A 16,839-nucleotide genomic window follows, 5' to 3' on the forward strand; every position below is an offset into this window, starting at 1 on the left:
GCAGTAACGGGATACTAAAAGGGAGGTAGGCCCCTTGATAGATGTAAATAATTTTGAGTTTATGAAAATAGGTTTGGCTTCACCTGATAAGATTCGTTCTTGGTCTTATGGAGAAGTGAAAAAGCCGGAAACGATCAACTATCGTACATTGAAGCCTGAGAAAGACGGTTTGTTCTGTGAACGTATCTTCGGTCCTCAAAAAGACTGGGAATGTCACTGCGGAAAATACAAACGCGTCCGTTATAAAGGTGTTGTATGTGATCGCTGCGGCGTAGAAGTTACCAAAGCAAAAGTACGCCGTGAGCGTATGGGACACATCGAGCTAGCTGCTCCTGTGTCTCACATTTGGTACTTTAAAGGTATTCCAAGCCGTATGGGTCTTGTACTAGACTTGTCCCCTCGCGCGCTTGAAGAAGTTATTTACTTTGCAGCGTACATTGTGACTGAAACTGGTGACACAGCGCTTGAGAAGAAACAACTTCTTTCTGAAAAGGAATATCGCCTTTACCGCGAGAAATACGGTAATACTTTCCAAGCCCAAATGGGTGCGGAAGCTATCCGTAAACTTCTTTCTGATATCGATGCAGAAAAAGAAGTAGAAACACTTCGTGAAGAGTTGAAAACAGCACAAGGTCAGCGTAGAACGCGTGCAATCAAACGTTTGGAAGTCTTGGAAGCGTTCCGTAATTCCGGAAATGATCCTTCTTGGATGGTATTGGATGTTCTTCCAATCATCCCGCCTGAGCTTCGTCCGATGGTACAGCTTGACGGAGGACGTTTTGCTACGTCTGACTTGAACGATTTGTATCGCCGTGTAATCAACCGGAATAACCGTTTGAAACGCTTGCTTGATCTTGGCGCTCCTAGCATCATCGTACAAAATGAAAAACGTATGCTGCAGGAAGCTGTTGATGCGTTGATCGATAACGGTCGTCGCGGTCGTCCGGTTACAGGTCCTGGTAACCGTCCTTTGAAATCTCTTTCTCATATGCTGAAAGGTAAGCAAGGGCGTTTCCGTCAGAACTTACTAGGTAAACGTGTAGACTATTCCGGTCGTTCCGTAATCGTTGTAGGTCCGCATTTGAAGATGTATCAGTGTGGTCTTCCGAAAGAAATGGCGCTTGAGCTATTCAAACCGTTCATCATGAAAGAATTGGTTGAAAAAGGACTTGCGCATAATATTAAATCTGCAAAACGTAAAATCGAACGCTTGCACCCAGAAGTATGGGATGTACTCGAGGAAGTTATCCGCGAGCATCCAGTCTTGCTTAACCGTGCACCTACGCTTCACCGCCTAGGTATTCAGGCATTCGAACCAACACTAGTAGAAGGCCGTGCAATCCGTCTTCACCCGCTCGTATGTACAGCATATAACGCTGACTTTGATGGTGACCAGATGGCCGTTCACGTACCTCTATCTGCAGAAGCGCAAGCAGAAGCTCGTATTCTTATGCTTGCAGCACAGAACATCTTGAACCCGAAAGATGGTAAACCAGTTGTTACACCGTCTCAGGATATGGTACTAGGTAACTACTACTTGACGCTTGAGCGCGAAGATGCCATCGGTGAAGGTAAGATCTTCAATGATGTAAACGAAGCGATGCTTGCATATCAGAACGGCTATGTACACTTGCACACTCGTGTAGCAGTACATGCAGGTTCATTGAAAAACGAAACATTCACTGCTGAGCAGAATGAACAGATCTTGCTTACATCAGTAGGTAAACTGATCTTTAATACAATTTTGCCGAGCTCGTTCCCTTACATGAACGAACCAACTCGCGAGAACTTAGAAGAAAAAACACCTGCACACTACTTCGTTGAGAAGGGTGCGAACATTAAAGAGGAAATCGCTAAACGCGATGTTATCTCACCGTTCAAGAAAGGCTTCCTTGGAGACATCATTGCTGAAGTATTCAAGCGTTTCAAAATCAGCGAAACGTCTAAGATGCTCGACCGCATGAAAGATCTTGGATTCAGCTATTCTACAAAAGCAGGTATTACAGTTGGTATCTCTGATATCGTCGTATTGAAAGAAAAAACAGAGATTCTTGATGAGGCACAATCACGTGTGGATAAAGTATTGAAACAGTTCCGCCGTGGTTTGATTACAGAAGAAGAACGTTATGACCGTGTTATCTCAATCTGGTCTAAAGCGAAGGATGATATTCAGGAACGTCTAATGAAATCCTTGAGCAACCGTAACCCGATCTTTATGATGAGTGACTCTGGTGCCCGTGGTAACGCATCTAACTTCACACAGCTTGCTGGTATGCGTGGTCTAATGGCCAACCCGGCCGGCCGAATCATCGAATTGCCGATCAAGTCCAGTTTCCGTGAAGGTTTGACAGTACTTGAGTACTTCATCTCTACACATGGTGCGCGTAAAGGTCTTGCCGATACCGCTCTGAAAACAGCCGATTCTGGTTACTTGACTCGTCGTCTAGTTGACGTTGCGCAGGATGTTATCATCCGTGAAGAAGATTGTGGAACTGACCGCAGCTTGAAAGTGCGCGCACTTACAGAAGGCACAGAAATGATCGAACCATTGTATGACCGTCTTGTTGGACGTACAGCATTTGAGAATGTGAAACATCCAGAAACAGGCGACGTTATCGTAACGAAGAATGAATTGATTAATGAAGATACTGCTAGACAGATTATTGAAGCTGGTATTGAAGAAGTTTCAATCCGTACTGTGTTTACATGTAATACAAAACACGGAGCTTGTAAGAAATGTTATGGCCGTAACCTTGCAACTGGCAGCGACGTTGAAGTCGGTGAGGCAGTTGGTATCATCGCAGCACAATCCATCGGTGAACCAGGAACACAGCTTACAATGCGTACGTTCCACACAGGCGGGGTAGCTGGAGACGATATTACACAAGGTTTGCCGCGTATCCAGGAATTGTTCGAGGCGCGTCATCCTAAAGGTCAAGCGGTTATTTCCGAAATCAAAGGTACTGTCATCGAAATCAACGAAGTCAAAGAGAAGCAAGAAGTTGTTGTTCAAGGTACCGTTGAGACGAAGACATACACAGCTCCATACGGCGCACGTCTGCGTGTTGCGGAGGGCGATGTAATTGAAGCTGGTGAAGGACTGACTGAAGGTTCTATCGATCCGAAAGAATTGCTTCGTGTCCGCGGTGTTGCTGGTGTTCAGCAGTATCTATTGAAAGAAGTACAAAAAGTATATCGTATGCAAGGTGTAGAAATTGGCGATAAACACGTAGAAGTAATGGTTCGTCAGATGCTTCGTAAAGTACGTGTTGTCGATTCCGGGCAAACGAATGTACTGCCAGGGTCTCTTCTTGAGATTCACCAATTCAGAGAAGCAAACCGTTCTGTACTTCAAGAAGACTTACAGCCGGCAAGCGGTAAGCCAGTATTACTTGGTATTACAAAAGCTTCCCTGGAAACTGATTCCTTCTTGTCTGCTGCTTCCTTCCAGGAAACAACTCGTGTCTTGACTGATGCAGCAATTAAAGGTAAGCGTGATGAGCTTCTCGGTCTGAAAGAGAATGTCATCATCGGTAAACTAGTTCCAGCAGGTACTGGTATGCCGCAGTATCGTAAGATTAAAGCGAAACTGGATGTACCTGAAGAAATGACGGAAGATCAAGATTTAGAATCTGTTACACCATAACGGTGCCCTTAATACACAAGGAAACTAAATAATTGTCGGAAGCACTGTAAATCTCTCGTAAGGTGATTGACAATCACCTTACTTGAGTGATACTATATTCAAGGTGCTTCCGATTCTCCTTGTATACTTTGGAGGATATGCATATGTCTTATGAAAAAGTAGCACAAGCTAACACGGGAATCGTTATCGGAACCAAACAAACACTGAAAGCCATGAAGCAGGTTGAAGTGGATACAGTTGTCATTGCAAATGACGCTGCCGAGCACATTACCAGCCAGGTAATAAAGCTGGCAGAAGAATTAAGCATACCAGTGATCCAAGTCGATTCTATGAAACGATTAGGAGAAGCTTGTGGCATAGATGTAGGGACAGCTACTTTGGCAATTAAAAGATAGTTTTGACGCAGCTGATGCTAGCTCAGCTCGTGAAAGCTTTGTTTTTTGCCCTAAAATGAACCACCTGGATGTGTGGTATTACAAAAAGCTTTGAAAGGAGGAAAAAACATGCCTACTATTAACCAATTAGTACGCAAAGGTCGCGTAAGCAAATCAAAGAAATCTGACTCTCCAGCATTGAACAAAGGGTACAACAGTTTCAAGAAGTCTTTGACTGATCAGTCTTCTCCACAAAAACGTGGTGTATGTACTCGTGTTGGTACAATGACTCCGAAGAAACCAAACTCCGCGTTGCGTAAATATGCACGTGTACGTTTGACAAACGGAATCGAGGTTACTGCCTACATTCCTGGTATCGGACATAACTTGCAAGAGCACAGTGTTGTTTTGATCCGCGGCGGACGTGTAAAAGATTTACCGGGTGTACGTTACCATATCGTACGTGGTGCGCTTGATACTTCAGGTGTTGACGGCCGTGCTCAAGGTCGTTCTAAATATGGAACAAAACGCCCTAAAAAATAAAACTAAAATAATTTGAACATCATAGGAAAGGAGGAGAACATATGCCAAGAAAAGGTCCTGTTGCGAAACGCGACGTATTACCAGATCCGTTGTACAACTCTAAATTGGTAACTCGTTTGATTAACCAAATCATGGTTGACGGACAACGCGGAAAAGCACAAAAGATTCTTTATGCAGCATTTGAACTAGTTAAAGAACGTAGCGGTAACGATCCAATGGAGGTTTTCGAAAATTCCATGAAGAACGTAATGCCTGTACTTGAAGTACGTGCGCGCCGTGTTGGTGGTTCTAACTACCAAGTTCCTGTTGAAGTACGCCCAGAGCGTCGTCAAGCACTAGGTCTTCGTTACATTGTTAACTATTCCCGTCTACGTGGCGAGAAAACAATGGAAGAGCGTCTTGCTAACGAAATTCTTGATGCGTCTAACAACACTGGTGCTTCTGTTAAGAAGCGTGAAGATATGCATAAAATGGCGGAAGCAAACAAAGCGTTTGCTCACTACCGCTGGTAAGATACAACTTAAATTCACTCTAGGAAGGAGAAATACTGCATGGCTAGAGAGTTCTCCTTAGAAAATACGCGTAATATCGGTATCATGGCTCACATCGATGCTGGTAAAACAACTGCTACAGAGCGTATTCTATTCTATACAGGACGTATCCATAAAATTGGAGAAACACATGAAGGTGCTTCTCAAATGGACTGGATGGAGCAGGAGCAAGAGCGTGGTATTACAATCACGTCTGCTGCAACAACAGCTGCATGGAAAGGTCACCGTATCAACATCATCGATACACCAGGACACGTAGACTTCACAGTTGAAGTTGAACGTTCCCTGCGTGTACTTGATGGTGCGGTAGCTGTCCTTGATGCACAGTCCGGTGTTGAGCCGCAAACTGAAACAGTTTGGCGTCAGGCTACAACATACGGTGTACCACGTATCGTATTCGTCAACAAAATGGATAAAACAGGTGCAGACTTCCTTTATTCCGTTAAGACGATGCATGAACGTCTGGGCGCAAATGCTCACCCAGTACAACTTCCAATCGGTGCAGAAGATGATTTCGAAGGAATCATCGACTTAATCACAATGGAAGCTTTCTACTATCTTGATGATCTAGGACAGCGTTCTGAAGCTCGTGCTATTCCAGAAGATATGAAAGAACTTGCGGAAGAATACCGCACAAACCTTATTGAAGCAGTAGCGGAACAAGATGAAAGTCTTATGGAACGCTACCTTGAAGGGGAAGAGTTCTCTAACGAAGAGCTTAAACAAGCGGTTCGTAATGCGACTCTATCTGTTGAATTCTACCCAGTATTCTGTGGTTCAGCATTCAAAAACAAAGGTGTACAGCTTCTAATCGACGGTGTAGTTGATTACTTGCCAGCACCAACTGACGTACCAGCTATCGAAGGTATTGTTCCAGGTACCGAAGAACAAGTTGTGCGTAAATCAAGCGACAGCGAGCCATTCAGTGCACTTGCGTTTAAAGTTGCAACAGATCCGTTCGTTGGTAAACTAACCTTCTTCCGTGTGTACTCTGGTACATTGGATGCAGGTTCATACGTGAAAAACTCTACGAAGGACAAGCGTGAGCGTGTAGGCCGTATCCTGCAAATGCATGCTAACACTCGTGAAGAGATTTCCACAGTTTACGCTGGTGATATCGCTGGAGCAGTTGGTTTGAAAGATACTTCAACTGGAGATACACTATGTGATGAAAAATCACTAGTTATTCTTGAGTCTATGGTATTCCCAGAACCAGTTATCTCTGTTGCGATTGAACCGAAAACAAAAGCAGACCAAGATAAAATGTCTGTTGCACTTGGTAAACTAGCTGAGGAAGATCCTACTTTCAGAACGGAAACAAACGTTGAAACTGGCCAGACTATTATCTCTGGTATGGGTGAGCTTCACTTGGATATCATCGTTGACCGTATGCGTCGCGAGTTCAAGGTAGAAGCAAACGTAGGTGCTCCACAAGTTGCTTACCGCGAAACATTCCGTGCATCTGCTGAAGTCGAAGGTAAATTCGTACGTCAGTCTGGTGGACGCGGACAGTTCGGTCACGTTTGGATCAAATTTGAGCCAAACGAAGAGGGTGCTGGTTTCGAGTTCCAAAACAAAATCGTTGGTGGTGTTGTTCCTCGTGAATACATCCCATCTGTTGAAGCTGGAATCAAAGAATCGATGGCAAACGGCGTATTGGCTGGATATCCGCTAATCGACGTAAAAGCATCTCTATTTGATGGTAGCTATCACGATGTCGATTCCAACGAGATGGCCTTTAAGGTTGCTGCTTCTATGGCGCTTAAGAATGCTAAGAACAAATGTCAGCCTGTCATCTTGGAACCACTTGTAAAAGTGGAAGTTGTCATCCCTGAAGAATACATGGGAGACATCATGGGCGATATCACTTCCCGTCGAGGCCGTGTAGAAGGTATGGATACACGCGGACCTGCTCAAGTAGTTAATGCATTCGTGCCACTAGCTGAAATGTTCGGTTACGCAACAGCGTTGCGTTCCAACACACAAGGCCGTGGAACTTACACAATGACATTCGACCACTATGAAGAAGTTCCGAAAAGCGTTGGAGAAGAAATTATTAAGAAAAACGCTGGTCAATAATTGATTTTTTGACAGTAATCAAGTATAACTTGTAGTGGAAGCCTACGTGCGCGTGCGTATGCTTCCGCATTACAAGAAACATACTATCTATTACATGATATTTTCTATATTTAAGGAGGAATTACTAATGGGTAAAGAAAAATTCGACCGCTCCAAATCCCACGTTAACGTTGGTACTATCGGACACGTTGACCATGGTAAAACTACACTAACTGCAGCTATCACTACTGTACTTCACAAGAAGTCTGGTAACGGTACAGCTATGGCTTATGATCAAATCGATGGTGCACCTGAAGAAAGAGAACGTGGAATCACAATCTCTACTGCACACGTAGAATATGAAACAGAAACTCGTCACTATGCACACGTTGACTGCCCAGGTCACGCTGACTATGTTAAAAACATGATCACTGGTGCTGCACAAATGGATGGTGCGATCCTAGTAGTATCTGCTGCTGACGGTCCAATGCCACAAACTCGTGAGCACATCCTTCTTTCTCGTAACGTAGGTGTACCTGCGATCGTTGTATTCCTAAACAAATGCGACATGGTTGACGACGAAGAGCTTCTTGAACTTGTTGAAATGGAAGTTCGCGATCTTCTAAGCGAATATGACTTCCCTGGTGATGATGTACCAGTAATCAAAGGTTCTGCTCTTAAAGCTCTTGAAGGCGACGCTGACTACGAAGCGAAAATCTTCGAACTTATGGATGCGGTTGATGAGTACATCCCAACTCCAGAGCGCGACAAAGAAAAACCATTCATGATGCCTGTTGAGGACGTATTCTCAATCACTGGCCGTGGTACAGTAGCAACTGGCCGTGTTGAACGTGGTGAAGTAAGAGTCGGTGACGAAGTTGATATCATCGGTCTTGCTGAAGAAAACAAGAAAACAACTGTAACAGGTGTTGAAATGTTCCGTAAGCTTCTTGACTATGCTGAAGCTGGTGACAACATCGGTGCGCTACTTCGTGGTGTATCCCGTGAAGACATCAACCGTGGACAAGTACTTGCTAAACCAGGTACAATTACTCCACACACAAAGTTCAAAGCTGAAGTTTATGTTCTTTCTAAAGATGAAGGTGGACGTCACACTCCATTCTTCACTAACTACCGCCCACAGTTCTACTTCCGTACAACTGACGTAACTGGCGTAGTTCACCTTCCAGAAGGTACTGAAATGATCATGCCTGGCGATAACACAGAAATGAGTGTTGAACTTATTTCTCCAATCGCTATCGAAGATGGTACTCGCTTCTCTATCCGTGAGGGTGGACGTACTGTTGGATCAGGCGTTGTATCTGTTATCGAAGCGTAAGCTGACATAACTTTATAGAAAAACAGACAGCAGACGTGCTGTCTGTTTTTTTATTTTTATCCAACCAAACATTGGCAGCGCAGTTGATTTGTAAAAAATGCTGAAATCACTTGAAAACAGGTAGAAGCCTCTGTATAATACATAAAGTGTCATCTTATGAAAGATTACTGTTTAGAAACTGTGAATCTAGATAAGACTTGCATTGACCGCGTTTTTTCTATATAATTATAATGTTGGTCATTTAAAAGGCGATGATGCGGGAGGTTGTTGGCACACCAGGCCCCTTTGCCATGGCAGGGTGGTCAAGTTAATTTCCGCTGAGAATGTCCTAAAAAATAAGGGCGATAAAGGAGGGAAAATAATGGCAAAAGAGAAAATCAGAATCCGTTTAAAAGCATACGATCACAGAATCCTTGATCAGTCTGCAGAAAAAATCGTAGATACAGCGAAGCGCTCTGGTGCTAACGTATCAGGTCCGATTCCGCTTCCTACAGAAAGATCTGTATATACAGTTCTACGTGCGGTGCACAAATACAAAGACTCTCGTGAGCAGTTCGAAATGCGTACTCACAAACGTCTTATCGATATCGTAAGTCCTACACCGCAAACAGTCGATTCTTTGATGAGACTTGACCTACCGTCCGGTGTGGACATCGAAATTAAACTATAATTTAACAACAAATAGGAGGTGTAACGGATGACGAAAGGAATCTTGGGACGCAAGATCGGCATGACACAGCTTTTCACTGAAAATGGTGAACTTCAAGCTGTTACAGTTATCCAAGCTGAACCAAACGTAATTCTTCAAAAGAAAACTGTCGAAACTGATGGTTACAATGCATTGCAACTAGGATTTGCTGATCAGAAAGCAAACAACGCTAACAAACCTGCGAAGGGCCATGCTGAGAAAGCAAACACAACACCTAAGCGCTACATTCGTGAAATCCGTGACGCTGCTCTAGCTGAACATGAAGTAGGCCAAGAGCTAAGCGTAGAGATTTTCGCTGCAGGAGACGTTGTAGATGTAACAGGTACTTCTAAAGGTAAAGGATTCCAAGGTGCGATCAAGCGCCACAACCAATCCCGCGGACCAATGTCACACGGTTCTCGTTACCACAGAAGACCAGGTTCTATGGGTGTAATTGACCCTATGCGCGTTTTCAAAGGTAAAGCACTGCCAGGACAAATGGGCGGAGAGCAAATTACTGTTCAAAACCTAGAAATCGTTAAAGTTGACGCTGAGCGCAACCTTATCCTTGTAAAAGGTAACGTTCCTGGTGCGAAAAAATCTTACGTGAAAGTATCAGGTGCCGTAAAAGGTAACTAATTCATAATACGAAGGGAGGATATATCATGCCTAAAGTAGCACTATTCAACCAAAGCGGTTCTCAAGTCGGTGATATCGAATTGAACGATTCCGTTTTCGGTATTGAGCCACACACACATGTATTACACGAAGCTGTACTAATGCAGCGTGCTTCTATGCGTCAAGGTACGCATAAAGTAAAAGGACGTTCTGAAGTACGAGGCGGCGGAAGAAAGCCATGGCGTCAAAAAGGTACTGGCCGTGCGCGTCAAGGATCCATCCGTTCTCCACAATGGGTTGGCGGTGGAACTGTTTTCGGACCGACTCCACGCAGCTACAGCTACAAACTACCTAAAAAAGTTCGTCGTCTAGCGCTTAAATCAGCACTATCTTCAAAAGTACAAGAAGAAAGCATCTTCGTTCTAGATAGCCTTGCATTTGATGCTCCTAAAACGAAAGATGTCGTTGCTATGCTTAACGCACTCAACGTAGATACAAAGGTATTGATCGTTACTGCAGATAAAGACGAAACAGTTGCACGTTCTGCTAACAACCTTAAAAACGTTAAAGTGTTGACACAAAGCGAAGTAAACGTTCTTGACTTGCTAACGCATGATAAGCTGATCTTAACGAAAGAGGCAGCTGAAAAAGCAGGGGAGGTGCTTGCATAATGAGAGATCCACGTGATATTATTAAGCGCCCTGTAATTACGGAACATTCTTCTGACCTTATGGTTGATAAGAAATATACGTTCGAAGTTGACAAACGTGCCAACAAGATCGAAATCAAACAAGCGGTTGAAGTGATCTTCGGTGTTAAAGTGGAGCAAATCAACACACTTAACCTTAAAGGTAAATTCAAACGTCAAGGTCGTTACGGCGGATACCGCCCAGATCGTAAAAAAGCAGTTGTAACACTTACAGAAGACAGTAAAGAAATCGACTTCTTCGAAGGTGTTTAAGAACTAATAGAGAAGGAGGGAAACAAAGATGGCGATTAAAAAGTATAAACCGACCACTAATGGACGTCGTAATATGTCCGTATCGGATTTTGCTGATATCACAACTGACAAGCCTGAAAAATCATTGCTTGCACCGCTTCACAAACGTGGCGGACGTAACAACCAAGGTAGATTGACAGTACGTCACCAAGGTGGCGGACATAAGCGTCAATACCGTATTATCGACTTTAAACGCGACAAAGATGGAATACCAGGACGCGTTGCTACAATCGAGTACGATCCAAACCGTACTGCGAACATCGCTCTTATTCACTATGTTGATGGTGAAAAGCGCTACATCCTTGCTCCAAAAGGCTTGGAAGTAGGAACTGAAATCCTTTCTGGTGAAGGTGCTGACTTCAAAGTAGGTAACGCTATGGAACTTGCTTCTATCCCAGTCGGTACAATCATCCACAACATCGAATTGAAGCCAGGTCGTGGCGCTCAGCTAGCTCGTTCTGCTGGTGCACAGGCTCAAATCCTTGGACGTGAAGGTAAATACGTTCTTGTAAGACTGACTTCTGGTGAAGTACGCCTAGTACTAGGTACTTGTCGTGCGACAGTCGGTCAAGTTGGTAACTTGGAACACGAACTAATCATCGTTGGTAAAGCAGGACGTTCTCGTTGGAAGGGTAAACGCCCAACTGTACGTGGTTCTGTAATGAACCCTAACGATCACCCACACGGTGGTGGTGAAGGACGCGCTCCTATCGGACGTAAATCACCAATGTCTCCATGGGGCAAACCGACACTTGGTTACAAAACGCGTAAACGTAACAAGCAGTCTGATAAGTTTATCGTGCGTAAGCGTAAAAAATAATGTGGTAGCAAGACGGGGATTTTCACCCGTCTCCATATCGCAAAGGGAGGTTTATGTATGGGTCGCAGCTTGAAAAAAGGACCTTTCGCAGATGACCATTTGCTAAAGAAAGTCGACAAAATGAATGAAGACGATAAGAAGCAAGTAATTAGAACTTGGTCTCGTCGTTCAACTATTTTCCCAACATTCGTTGGACACACAATCGCTGTCTACGATGGCCGTAAACACGTACCTGTTTATGTTACTGAAGATATGGTAGGTCATAAACTTGGTGAATTCGCACCAACTCGTACGTACAAAGGTCACGCAGCGGACGATAAGAAAACAAAACGCTAAGAGGGGAGGCAATCCTAAATGCAAGCAAAAGCTATGGCAAAATCAGTTCGCATTGCTCCTCGTAAGGTTCGCTTAGTAGTTGATTTAATTCGAGGAAAAAATGTTGGAGAAGCTATTGCAATTCTGCGTCACACTCAGCGTGGTGCATCATTGCCAGTAGAAAAAGTACTTCGTTCTGCAGTTGCTAACGCAGAACATAACTATGAAATGGATACGGATAACCTTGTTATCTCTGAAGCATTCGTTAACGAAGGTGCTACATTGAAACGTTTCCGTCCACGTGCACAAGGTCGTGCAAGCCAAATCAACAAACGTACTAGCCACATTACAGTGGTTGTTACAGAAAAGAAGGAGGGTTAAGCAGTGGGTCAAAAAGTAAATCCGACAGGTCTTCGCGTCGGCGTCATCCGTGACTGGGATTCCAAATGGTACGGTGGCAAAGATTACGCCGATTTACTACACGAAGATATCAGAATCCGTGATTATTTAGAACAACGTTTGAAAGATGCTGCGCTTTCCAAAGTGGAAATCGAACGTGCTGCTAACCGTGTAAACATCTCTATTCATACTGGTAAACCTGGTATGGTAATTGGTAAAGGCGGTTCTGAAGTTGAAGCACTTCGCAAAGCTCTTAACAGCCTTACTGGCAAACGTGTTCACATCAACATCGTAGAAGTGAAACGTGTCGATCTTGATGCTAAATTGGTAGCAGACAACATCGCTCGTCAACTTGAAAACCGTATTTCATTCCGTCGTGCGCAGAAACAAACATTGCAGCGTGCAATGCGTGCTGGTGCTAAAGGTATCCGTACTCAAGTTTCTGGTCGTCTAGGCGGAGCAGACATCGCTCGTGCAGAATCTTATAGCGAAGGAACAGTTCCACTTCATACTCTACGTGCTGACATTGATTATGGCACAGCTGAAGCTGACACAACTTATGGTAAGCTTGGTATTAAAGTATGGATCTACCGTGGCGAAGTCCTTCCAACAAAAAACAACCGATAAGGAAGGGGGAAAAGCATTATGTTAATGCCTAAACGCGTAAAATATCGTAGACAACACCGTGGTAAATTGAATGGTCGTGCTAAAGGCGGTACAGAAGTTGCATTTGGTGAATGGGGTCTTCAAGCTTTAGATCCAGCTTGGATTACTAGCCGTCAAATCGAATCTGCCCGTATTGCAATGACTCGTTACATGAAACGTGGCGGTAAAGTATGGATCAAAATCTTCCCAGATAAGCCATACACTAAAAAACCTCTAGAAGTTCGAATGGGTTCTGGTAAAGGTTCACCTGAAGGTTGGGTAGCTGTTACAAAACCTGGTAAAATTATGTTCGAAGTCGCTGGAGTACCTGAAGAGGTGGCTCGCGAAGCATTGCGTCTTGCTTCTCATAAACTACCAGTAAGAACAAAGATCGTAAAACGTGAAGAAATTGGTGGTGAAATCAATGAAGGCTAATGAAATCAAAGAACTTACCACTGCCGAAATTGAACAAAAAGTTAAGTCTCTTAAAGAAGAACTTTTCAACTTGCGCTTCCAATTAGCTACTGGACAGCTTGAGAATACTGCACGTATTCGCACAGTCCGTAAGACAATTGCTCGCATGAAGACTGTTGTTCGTGAAAGAGAAGTAAGCGTAAATAACTAAATTCCGAGAGGAGGTTCGCGACATGAGTGAACGTAACAATCGTAAAGTCTACGTTGGACGCGTTGTATCCGATAAAATGGATAAAACAATCACTGTTCTTGTTGAAACCTACAAAACTCACAAGCTGTACGGCAAACGTGTTAAGTACTCTAAGAAGTTAAAAGCACATGATGAAAACGGCACAGCAAAAACTGGTGACTTGGTCCGTATCATGGAAACTCGTCCATTGTCTGCAACGAAACGTTTCCGTTTGGTTGAAGTAGTAGAAGAAGCAGTAATTATCTAATTAAAGATCGCTCGGAAGGATTCCGAAGGGAGGTAACACTCGTATGATTCAACAAGAGACTCGTTTGAAAGTCGCTGATAACTCTGGTGCTCGTGAAGTACTAACTATTAAAGTACTTGGCGGATCTGGTCGTAAAACAGCTAACATCGGTGACGTAATCGTTTGTACGGTGAAACAAGCAACACCTGGTGGCGTTGTCAAAAAAGGTGAAGTTGTTAAAGCTGTTATCGTTCGTACGAAGAGCGGCGTTCGTCGTAAAGATGGTTCTTACATCAAATTCGATGAAAATGCGGCTGTAATTGTAAAAGACGACAAGAGCCCAAGAGGAACTCGTATCTTCGGACCAGTTGCACGTGAATTGCGTGACGCTAAGTTCATGAAGATCGTATCCCTAGCTCCTGAAGTATTGTAATACACTTAATGCCTTGTTAAGGAGGTGCAGTACACATGCATGTTAAAAAAGGTGACAAAGTCAAAGTAATCACTGGTAAAGATCGTGGTAAAGAAGGTACCATCCTTGAAGCTTATCCGAAGAAGAACCGTGTTCTTGTCGAAGGCGTAAACATCGTCAAAAAACACGCAAAACCTTCCCAGGATAACCCGCAAGGCGGAATCCTCGACATCGAAGCAGCTATTCACGTTTCTAACGTAATGCTAATCGATCCTAAAACTGGAGAGCCTACTCGCGTCGGCTACGAAGTGAAAGACGGCAAGAAAGTCCGTATCGCTAAGAAATCCGGTCAAGCTGTCGATAAATAATTTCTTCTGAAAGGAGGGCTACTCGATGAATGAATTGAAACAAAGATACCAAAGCGAAATTTCTCCATCTCTATTGGAAAAATTCAGCTATAAATCCGTTATGGAAGTACCAAAGATTGAAAAGATCGTAATCAACATGGGTGTCGGTGACGCCGTTCAAAACTCTAAAGCACTTGATTCTGCAGTAGAGGAATTGGCTTTGCTTGCTGGTCAGCAGCCTATCATCACAAAAGCGAAGAAATCTATCGCAGGTTTCCGTCTACGTGAAGGTATGCCAATCGGAGCGAAAGTTACATTGCGCGGAGAGCAAATGTATGAATTCCTTCAGAAACTAGTCGCGGTTTCACTTCCACGTGTACGTGACTTCCGTGGAATCTCAAACAAAGCGTTTGACGGTCGTGGAAACTACACGCTAGGTGTTAAAGAACAGCTAATCTTCCCAGAAATCAATTACGATAAAGTAAGTAAAGTACGTGGAATGGACATCGTTATCGTAACTACAGCCAACACTGACGAAGAAGCTCGTGAGCTACTAACTCAGCTAGGCATGCCTTTCCAAAAATAAAGGTAAAAAGGAGGGAATATTGTGGCTAAAAAATCTATGATCGCGAAACAACAGCGCCCACAGAAATTTAAAGTACAAGAGTACACTCGCTGCGAACGTTGCGGACGTCCACATTCTGTACTTCGTAAATTCAAGCTATGCCGTATTTGTTTCCGCGAACTAGCCTATAAAGGTCAAATTCCTGGCGTTAAAAAAGCAAGCTGGTAATCCCCTAAATCAGGGAAGGAGGTAATGATTAATGGTTATGACAGATCCTATCGCAGATATGCTAACTCGTATTCGTAATGCAAATACTGTTCGTCATGAAAAACTGGAGCTTCCTGCTTCTAAGTTAAAAAAGGATGTTGCTGATATCCTTAAACGTGAAGGCTTTATTCGCGATTACGAATTCGTAGAAGATGATAAACAAGGTGTTCTACGCATCTTTTTGAAATACGGTAAAAACGACGAGCGTGTTATCACTGGTATTAAACGTATCAGTAAGCCTGGTCTTCGTGTTTATGCGAAAGCTGACGAGATCCCTCGTGTCCTAAACGGACTTGGTATCGCAGTTGTTTCAACTTCTAAAGGCGTATTGTCTGATAAAGAAGCACGTGAGCAAGCTGTAGGCGGCGAAGTGCTAGCATACGTTTGGTAATATTCCACAATAAGTAAGGAGGTGCACATATGTCCCGCGTAGGTAAAAAGATTCTTGAAATCCCTGCAGGAGTTGAAATCATCAACGATAACAACACTGTGACTGTTAAAGGTCCTAAAGGGGAACTAACTCGTACATTCAACCAAGATATGGTGATCAAAATCGAAGAGAACGTTCTTACTGTTGAACGCCCATCTGAAAGTAAGGAACACCGTACTCTTCACGGAACTACTCGTTCCATCCTTGGTAACATGGTAGAAGGCGTACACACTGGTTTCGAGAAAGCTCTTGAAATCATTGGTGTAGGTTACCGTGCTACTAAACAAGGTGAGAAAGTTGTAATCAATGCTGGTTACTCTCACCCAGTTGAAGTTGAAAACCGCGATGGTATTGATGTCGAAGTACCTTCCAACACTCGTGTAGTAGTTAAAGGTATCGATAAGGAAGCAGTTGGCGCAGTTGCAGCTAACATCCGTGCAATCCGTCCTCCAGAGCCTTACAAAGGTAAAGGAATCCGTTACGAAGGTGAATTCGTACGTCGTAAAGAAGGTAAAACAGCGAAATAAGGTTTTCTTGGAACCAGAAAGGAGTGACCTGAATGATTACAAAAGCTGCAAAAAACGAATTGCGTAAGAGAAGACACAACCGTGTCCGTAAGAGCATTTCAGGAACATCTGAGCGTCCGCGTTTGAACGTTTACCGTTCTAACAAACACATCTACGCACAGCTAATCGATGATACAACTGGCAAAACACTTGCTAACGCTTCTACTAAGGATGCAAGCCTTAACCTAGAATCTACAAGCAATGTGGAAGCTGCTAAGAAAGTCGGAGAAGCAGTAGCTAACCGTGCGAAAGAAGCTGGCGTAACAACAATCGTATTTGACCGTGGAGGATATCTATACCACGGACGTGTAAAAGCATTGGCTGAAGCAGCTCGTGAAGCTGGACTTCAATTCTAATCGTAAAAGG

The 16,839-nt window shown here is 43.7% G+C and carries 24 protein-coding genes; all 24 read left to right on the forward strand.

Annotation, left to right across the window (positions count from 1 at the left end; genetic code table 11):
* The first annotated feature begins 34 nt into the window (after positions 1-34).
* Positions 35-3,646 carry a DNA-directed RNA polymerase subunit beta' gene (rpoC, locus tag B1K52_RS00585; RefSeq protein ID WP_077304080.1) on the forward strand — a complete coding sequence of 1,204 codons (3,612 nt, stop codon included), beginning with the start codon at positions 35-37 and terminating at the stop codon, positions 3,644-3,646.
* Between the two features lie 143 nt (positions 3,647-3,789).
* Positions 3,790-4,041 (forward strand): 50S ribosomal protein L7ae-like protein, encoded by a 252-nt coding sequence (locus B1K52_RS00590; protein WP_077304082.1) that lies wholly within the window; start codon positions 3,790-3,792, stop codon positions 4,039-4,041.
* 108 nt (positions 4,042-4,149) lie between these two features.
* Complete coding sequence (rpsL, locus tag B1K52_RS00595) at positions 4,150-4,563, forward strand: 30S ribosomal protein S12 (protein WP_077304085.1); 414 nt, start codon at positions 4,150-4,152, stop codon at positions 4,561-4,563.
* 41 nt (positions 4,564-4,604) lie between these two features.
* Positions 4,605-5,075 carry a 30S ribosomal protein S7 gene (gene rpsG / locus B1K52_RS00600; protein WP_077304088.1) on the forward strand — a complete coding sequence of 157 codons (471 nt, stop codon included), beginning with the start codon at positions 4,605-4,607 and terminating at the stop codon, positions 5,073-5,075.
* A gap of 39 nt (positions 5,076-5,114) precedes the next feature.
* On the forward strand, positions 5,115-7,193 hold the full coding sequence (gene fusA, locus B1K52_RS00605) for an elongation factor G (protein ID WP_077304091.1): 2,079 nt from the start codon (positions 5,115-5,117) through the stop codon (positions 7,191-7,193).
* A gap of 127 nt (positions 7,194-7,320) precedes the next feature.
* Complete coding sequence (gene tuf / locus B1K52_RS00610; RefSeq protein WP_077304093.1) at positions 7,321-8,511, forward strand: elongation factor Tu; 1,191 nt, start codon at positions 7,321-7,323, stop codon at positions 8,509-8,511.
* A gap of 361 nt (positions 8,512-8,872) precedes the next feature.
* Positions 8,873-9,181 (forward strand): 30S ribosomal protein S10, encoded by a 309-nt coding sequence (gene rpsJ / locus B1K52_RS00615; RefSeq protein ID WP_077304095.1) that lies wholly within the window; start codon positions 8,873-8,875, stop codon positions 9,179-9,181.
* Between the two features lie 27 nt (positions 9,182-9,208).
* Positions 9,209-9,838, forward strand: coding sequence for a 50S ribosomal protein L3 (gene rplC, locus B1K52_RS00620; RefSeq protein WP_077304097.1), 630 nt, complete (start codon positions 9,209-9,211; stop codon positions 9,836-9,838).
* A gap of 26 nt (positions 9,839-9,864) precedes the next feature.
* Positions 9,865-10,488 carry a 50S ribosomal protein L4 gene (gene rplD / locus B1K52_RS00625; RefSeq protein WP_077304100.1) on the forward strand — a complete coding sequence of 208 codons (624 nt, stop codon included), beginning with the start codon at positions 9,865-9,867 and terminating at the stop codon, positions 10,486-10,488.
* Positions 10,488-10,778 (forward strand): 50S ribosomal protein L23, encoded by a 291-nt coding sequence (gene rplW / locus B1K52_RS00630; RefSeq protein ID WP_077304103.1) that lies wholly within the window; start codon positions 10,488-10,490, stop codon positions 10,776-10,778. The genes rplD and rplW overlap by 1 nt, the downstream gene beginning before the upstream one ends.
* A 28-nt stretch (positions 10,779-10,806) precedes the next feature.
* Complete coding sequence (rplB, locus tag B1K52_RS00635) at positions 10,807-11,637, forward strand: 50S ribosomal protein L2 (RefSeq protein ID WP_077304106.1); 831 nt, start codon at positions 10,807-10,809, stop codon at positions 11,635-11,637.
* A 57-nt stretch (positions 11,638-11,694) separates the two neighbouring features.
* The gene (gene rpsS, locus B1K52_RS00640) at positions 11,695-11,973 is read left to right on the forward strand and encodes a 30S ribosomal protein S19 (protein WP_077304109.1); all 279 of its coding nucleotides are present in this window, start codon (positions 11,695-11,697) and stop codon (positions 11,971-11,973) included.
* Positions 11,974-11,991: 18 nt separating this feature from the next.
* On the forward strand, positions 11,992-12,333 hold the full coding sequence (gene rplV / locus B1K52_RS00645) for a 50S ribosomal protein L22 (RefSeq protein ID WP_077304112.1): 342 nt from the start codon (positions 11,992-11,994) through the stop codon (positions 12,331-12,333).
* Positions 12,334-12,336: 3 nt separating this feature from the next.
* Entirely contained in the window at positions 12,337-12,978 is a 642-nt protein-coding gene (gene rpsC / locus B1K52_RS00650) for a 30S ribosomal protein S3 (RefSeq protein ID WP_077304115.1), read from the forward strand.
* Between the two features lie 18 nt (positions 12,979-12,996).
* Positions 12,997-13,431 carry a 50S ribosomal protein L16 gene (gene rplP, locus B1K52_RS00655; RefSeq protein WP_077304118.1) on the forward strand — a complete coding sequence of 145 codons (435 nt, stop codon included), beginning with the start codon at positions 12,997-12,999 and terminating at the stop codon, positions 13,429-13,431.
* Positions 13,421-13,621 carry a 50S ribosomal protein L29 gene (rpmC, locus tag B1K52_RS00660; RefSeq protein ID WP_077304121.1) on the forward strand — a complete coding sequence of 67 codons (201 nt, stop codon included), beginning with the start codon at positions 13,421-13,423 and terminating at the stop codon, positions 13,619-13,621. Before rplP ends, rpmC begins: the two co-directional genes overlap by 11 nt.
* A 22-nt stretch (positions 13,622-13,643) precedes the next feature.
* Positions 13,644-13,907, forward strand: a complete 264-nt coding sequence (gene rpsQ, locus B1K52_RS00665) for a 30S ribosomal protein S17 (protein WP_038565201.1) — start codon at positions 13,644-13,646, stop codon at positions 13,905-13,907.
* 43 nt (positions 13,908-13,950) lie between these two features.
* Positions 13,951-14,319: a 50S ribosomal protein L14 gene (rplN, locus tag B1K52_RS00670; RefSeq protein WP_077304124.1), complete on the forward strand. Its 369-nt coding sequence runs from the start codon at positions 13,951-13,953 to the stop codon at positions 14,317-14,319.
* 35 nt (positions 14,320-14,354) lie between these two features.
* Positions 14,355-14,666, forward strand: a complete 312-nt coding sequence (gene rplX, locus B1K52_RS00675; RefSeq protein ID WP_077304127.1) for a 50S ribosomal protein L24 — start codon at positions 14,355-14,357, stop codon at positions 14,664-14,666.
* A 25-nt stretch (positions 14,667-14,691) separates the two neighbouring features.
* The gene (gene rplE, locus B1K52_RS00680) at positions 14,692-15,231 is read left to right on the forward strand and encodes a 50S ribosomal protein L5 (RefSeq protein WP_077304130.1); all 540 of its coding nucleotides are present in this window, start codon (positions 14,692-14,694) and stop codon (positions 15,229-15,231) included.
* 21 nt (positions 15,232-15,252) lie between these two features.
* Positions 15,253-15,438, forward strand: coding sequence for a 30S ribosomal protein S14 (rpsN, locus tag B1K52_RS00685; RefSeq protein ID WP_077304134.1), 186 nt, complete (start codon positions 15,253-15,255; stop codon positions 15,436-15,438).
* Positions 15,439-15,469: 31 nt separating this feature from the next.
* Complete coding sequence (rpsH, locus tag B1K52_RS00690) at positions 15,470-15,868, forward strand: 30S ribosomal protein S8 (RefSeq protein WP_077304137.1); 399 nt, start codon at positions 15,470-15,472, stop codon at positions 15,866-15,868.
* Positions 15,869-15,897: 29 nt separating this feature from the next.
* A complete protein-coding gene (gene rplF, locus B1K52_RS00695) occupies positions 15,898-16,434 on the forward strand; it encodes a 50S ribosomal protein L6 (protein ID WP_077304140.1) in 537 nt (178 codons plus the stop codon).
* Positions 16,435-16,466: 32 nt separating this feature from the next.
* On the forward strand, positions 16,467-16,829 hold the full coding sequence (gene rplR, locus B1K52_RS00700; protein WP_077304143.1) for a 50S ribosomal protein L18: 363 nt from the start codon (positions 16,467-16,469) through the stop codon (positions 16,827-16,829).
* The last annotated feature ends 10 nt before the right edge of the window (positions 16,830-16,839 follow it).

The sequence above is a fragment of the Terribacillus halophilus genome (assembly GCF_900162685.1).
Classification (GTDB): Bacteria; Bacillota; Bacilli; order Bacillales; family Amphibacillaceae; genus Terribacillus; species Terribacillus halophilus_A.

Coding starts and splice junctions, on each gene's coding strand:
- rpsH (WP_077304137.1), top strand. CDS start 15,470: ATGGTTATGACAGATCCTATCGCAGATATGCTAACTCGTATTCGTAAT.
- rplP (WP_077304118.1), top strand. CDS start 12,997: ATGTTAATGCCTAAACGCGTAAAATATCGTAGACAACACCGTGGTAAA.
- rplD (WP_077304100.1), top strand. CDS start 9,865: ATGCCTAAAGTAGCACTATTCAACCAAAGCGGTTCTCAAGTCGGTGAT.
- fusA (WP_077304091.1), top strand. CDS start 5,115: ATGGCTAGAGAGTTCTCCTTAGAAAATACGCGTAATATCGGTATCATG.
- rplF (WP_077304140.1), top strand. CDS start 15,898: ATGTCCCGCGTAGGTAAAAAGATTCTTGAAATCCCTGCAGGAGTTGAA.
- rpsJ (WP_077304095.1), top strand. CDS start 8,873: ATGGCAAAAGAGAAAATCAGAATCCGTTTAAAAGCATACGATCACAGA.
- rplB (WP_077304106.1), top strand. CDS start 10,807: ATGGCGATTAAAAAGTATAAACCGACCACTAATGGACGTCGTAATATG.
- rpsL (WP_077304085.1), top strand. CDS start 4,150: ATGCCTACTATTAACCAATTAGTACGCAAAGGTCGCGTAAGCAAATCA.
- rpsS (WP_077304109.1), top strand. CDS start 11,695: ATGGGTCGCAGCTTGAAAAAAGGACCTTTCGCAGATGACCATTTGCTA.
- rplR (WP_077304143.1), top strand. CDS start 16,467: ATGATTACAAAAGCTGCAAAAAACGAATTGCGTAAGAGAAGACACAAC.
- rplV (WP_077304112.1), top strand. CDS start 11,992: ATGCAAGCAAAAGCTATGGCAAAATCAGTTCGCATTGCTCCTCGTAAG.
- rpmC (WP_077304121.1), top strand. CDS start 13,421: ATGAAGGCTAATGAAATCAAAGAACTTACCACTGCCGAAATTGAACAA.
- rplW (WP_077304103.1), top strand. CDS start 10,488: ATGAGAGATCCACGTGATATTATTAAGCGCCCTGTAATTACGGAACAT.
- rplX (WP_077304127.1), top strand. CDS start 14,355: ATGCATGTTAAAAAAGGTGACAAAGTCAAAGTAATCACTGGTAAAGAT.
- rplC (WP_077304097.1), top strand. CDS start 9,209: ATGACGAAAGGAATCTTGGGACGCAAGATCGGCATGACACAGCTTTTC.
- rpsQ (WP_038565201.1), top strand. CDS start 13,644: ATGAGTGAACGTAACAATCGTAAAGTCTACGTTGGACGCGTTGTATCC.
- tuf (WP_077304093.1), top strand. CDS start 7,321: ATGGGTAAAGAAAAATTCGACCGCTCCAAATCCCACGTTAACGTTGGT.
- rplN (WP_077304124.1), top strand. CDS start 13,951: ATGATTCAACAAGAGACTCGTTTGAAAGTCGCTGATAACTCTGGTGCT.
- rplE (WP_077304130.1), top strand. CDS start 14,692: ATGAATGAATTGAAACAAAGATACCAAAGCGAAATTTCTCCATCTCTA.
- rpsG (WP_077304088.1), top strand. CDS start 4,605: ATGCCAAGAAAAGGTCCTGTTGCGAAACGCGACGTATTACCAGATCCG.
- B1K52_RS00590 (WP_077304082.1), top strand. CDS start 3,790: ATGTCTTATGAAAAAGTAGCACAAGCTAACACGGGAATCGTTATCGGA.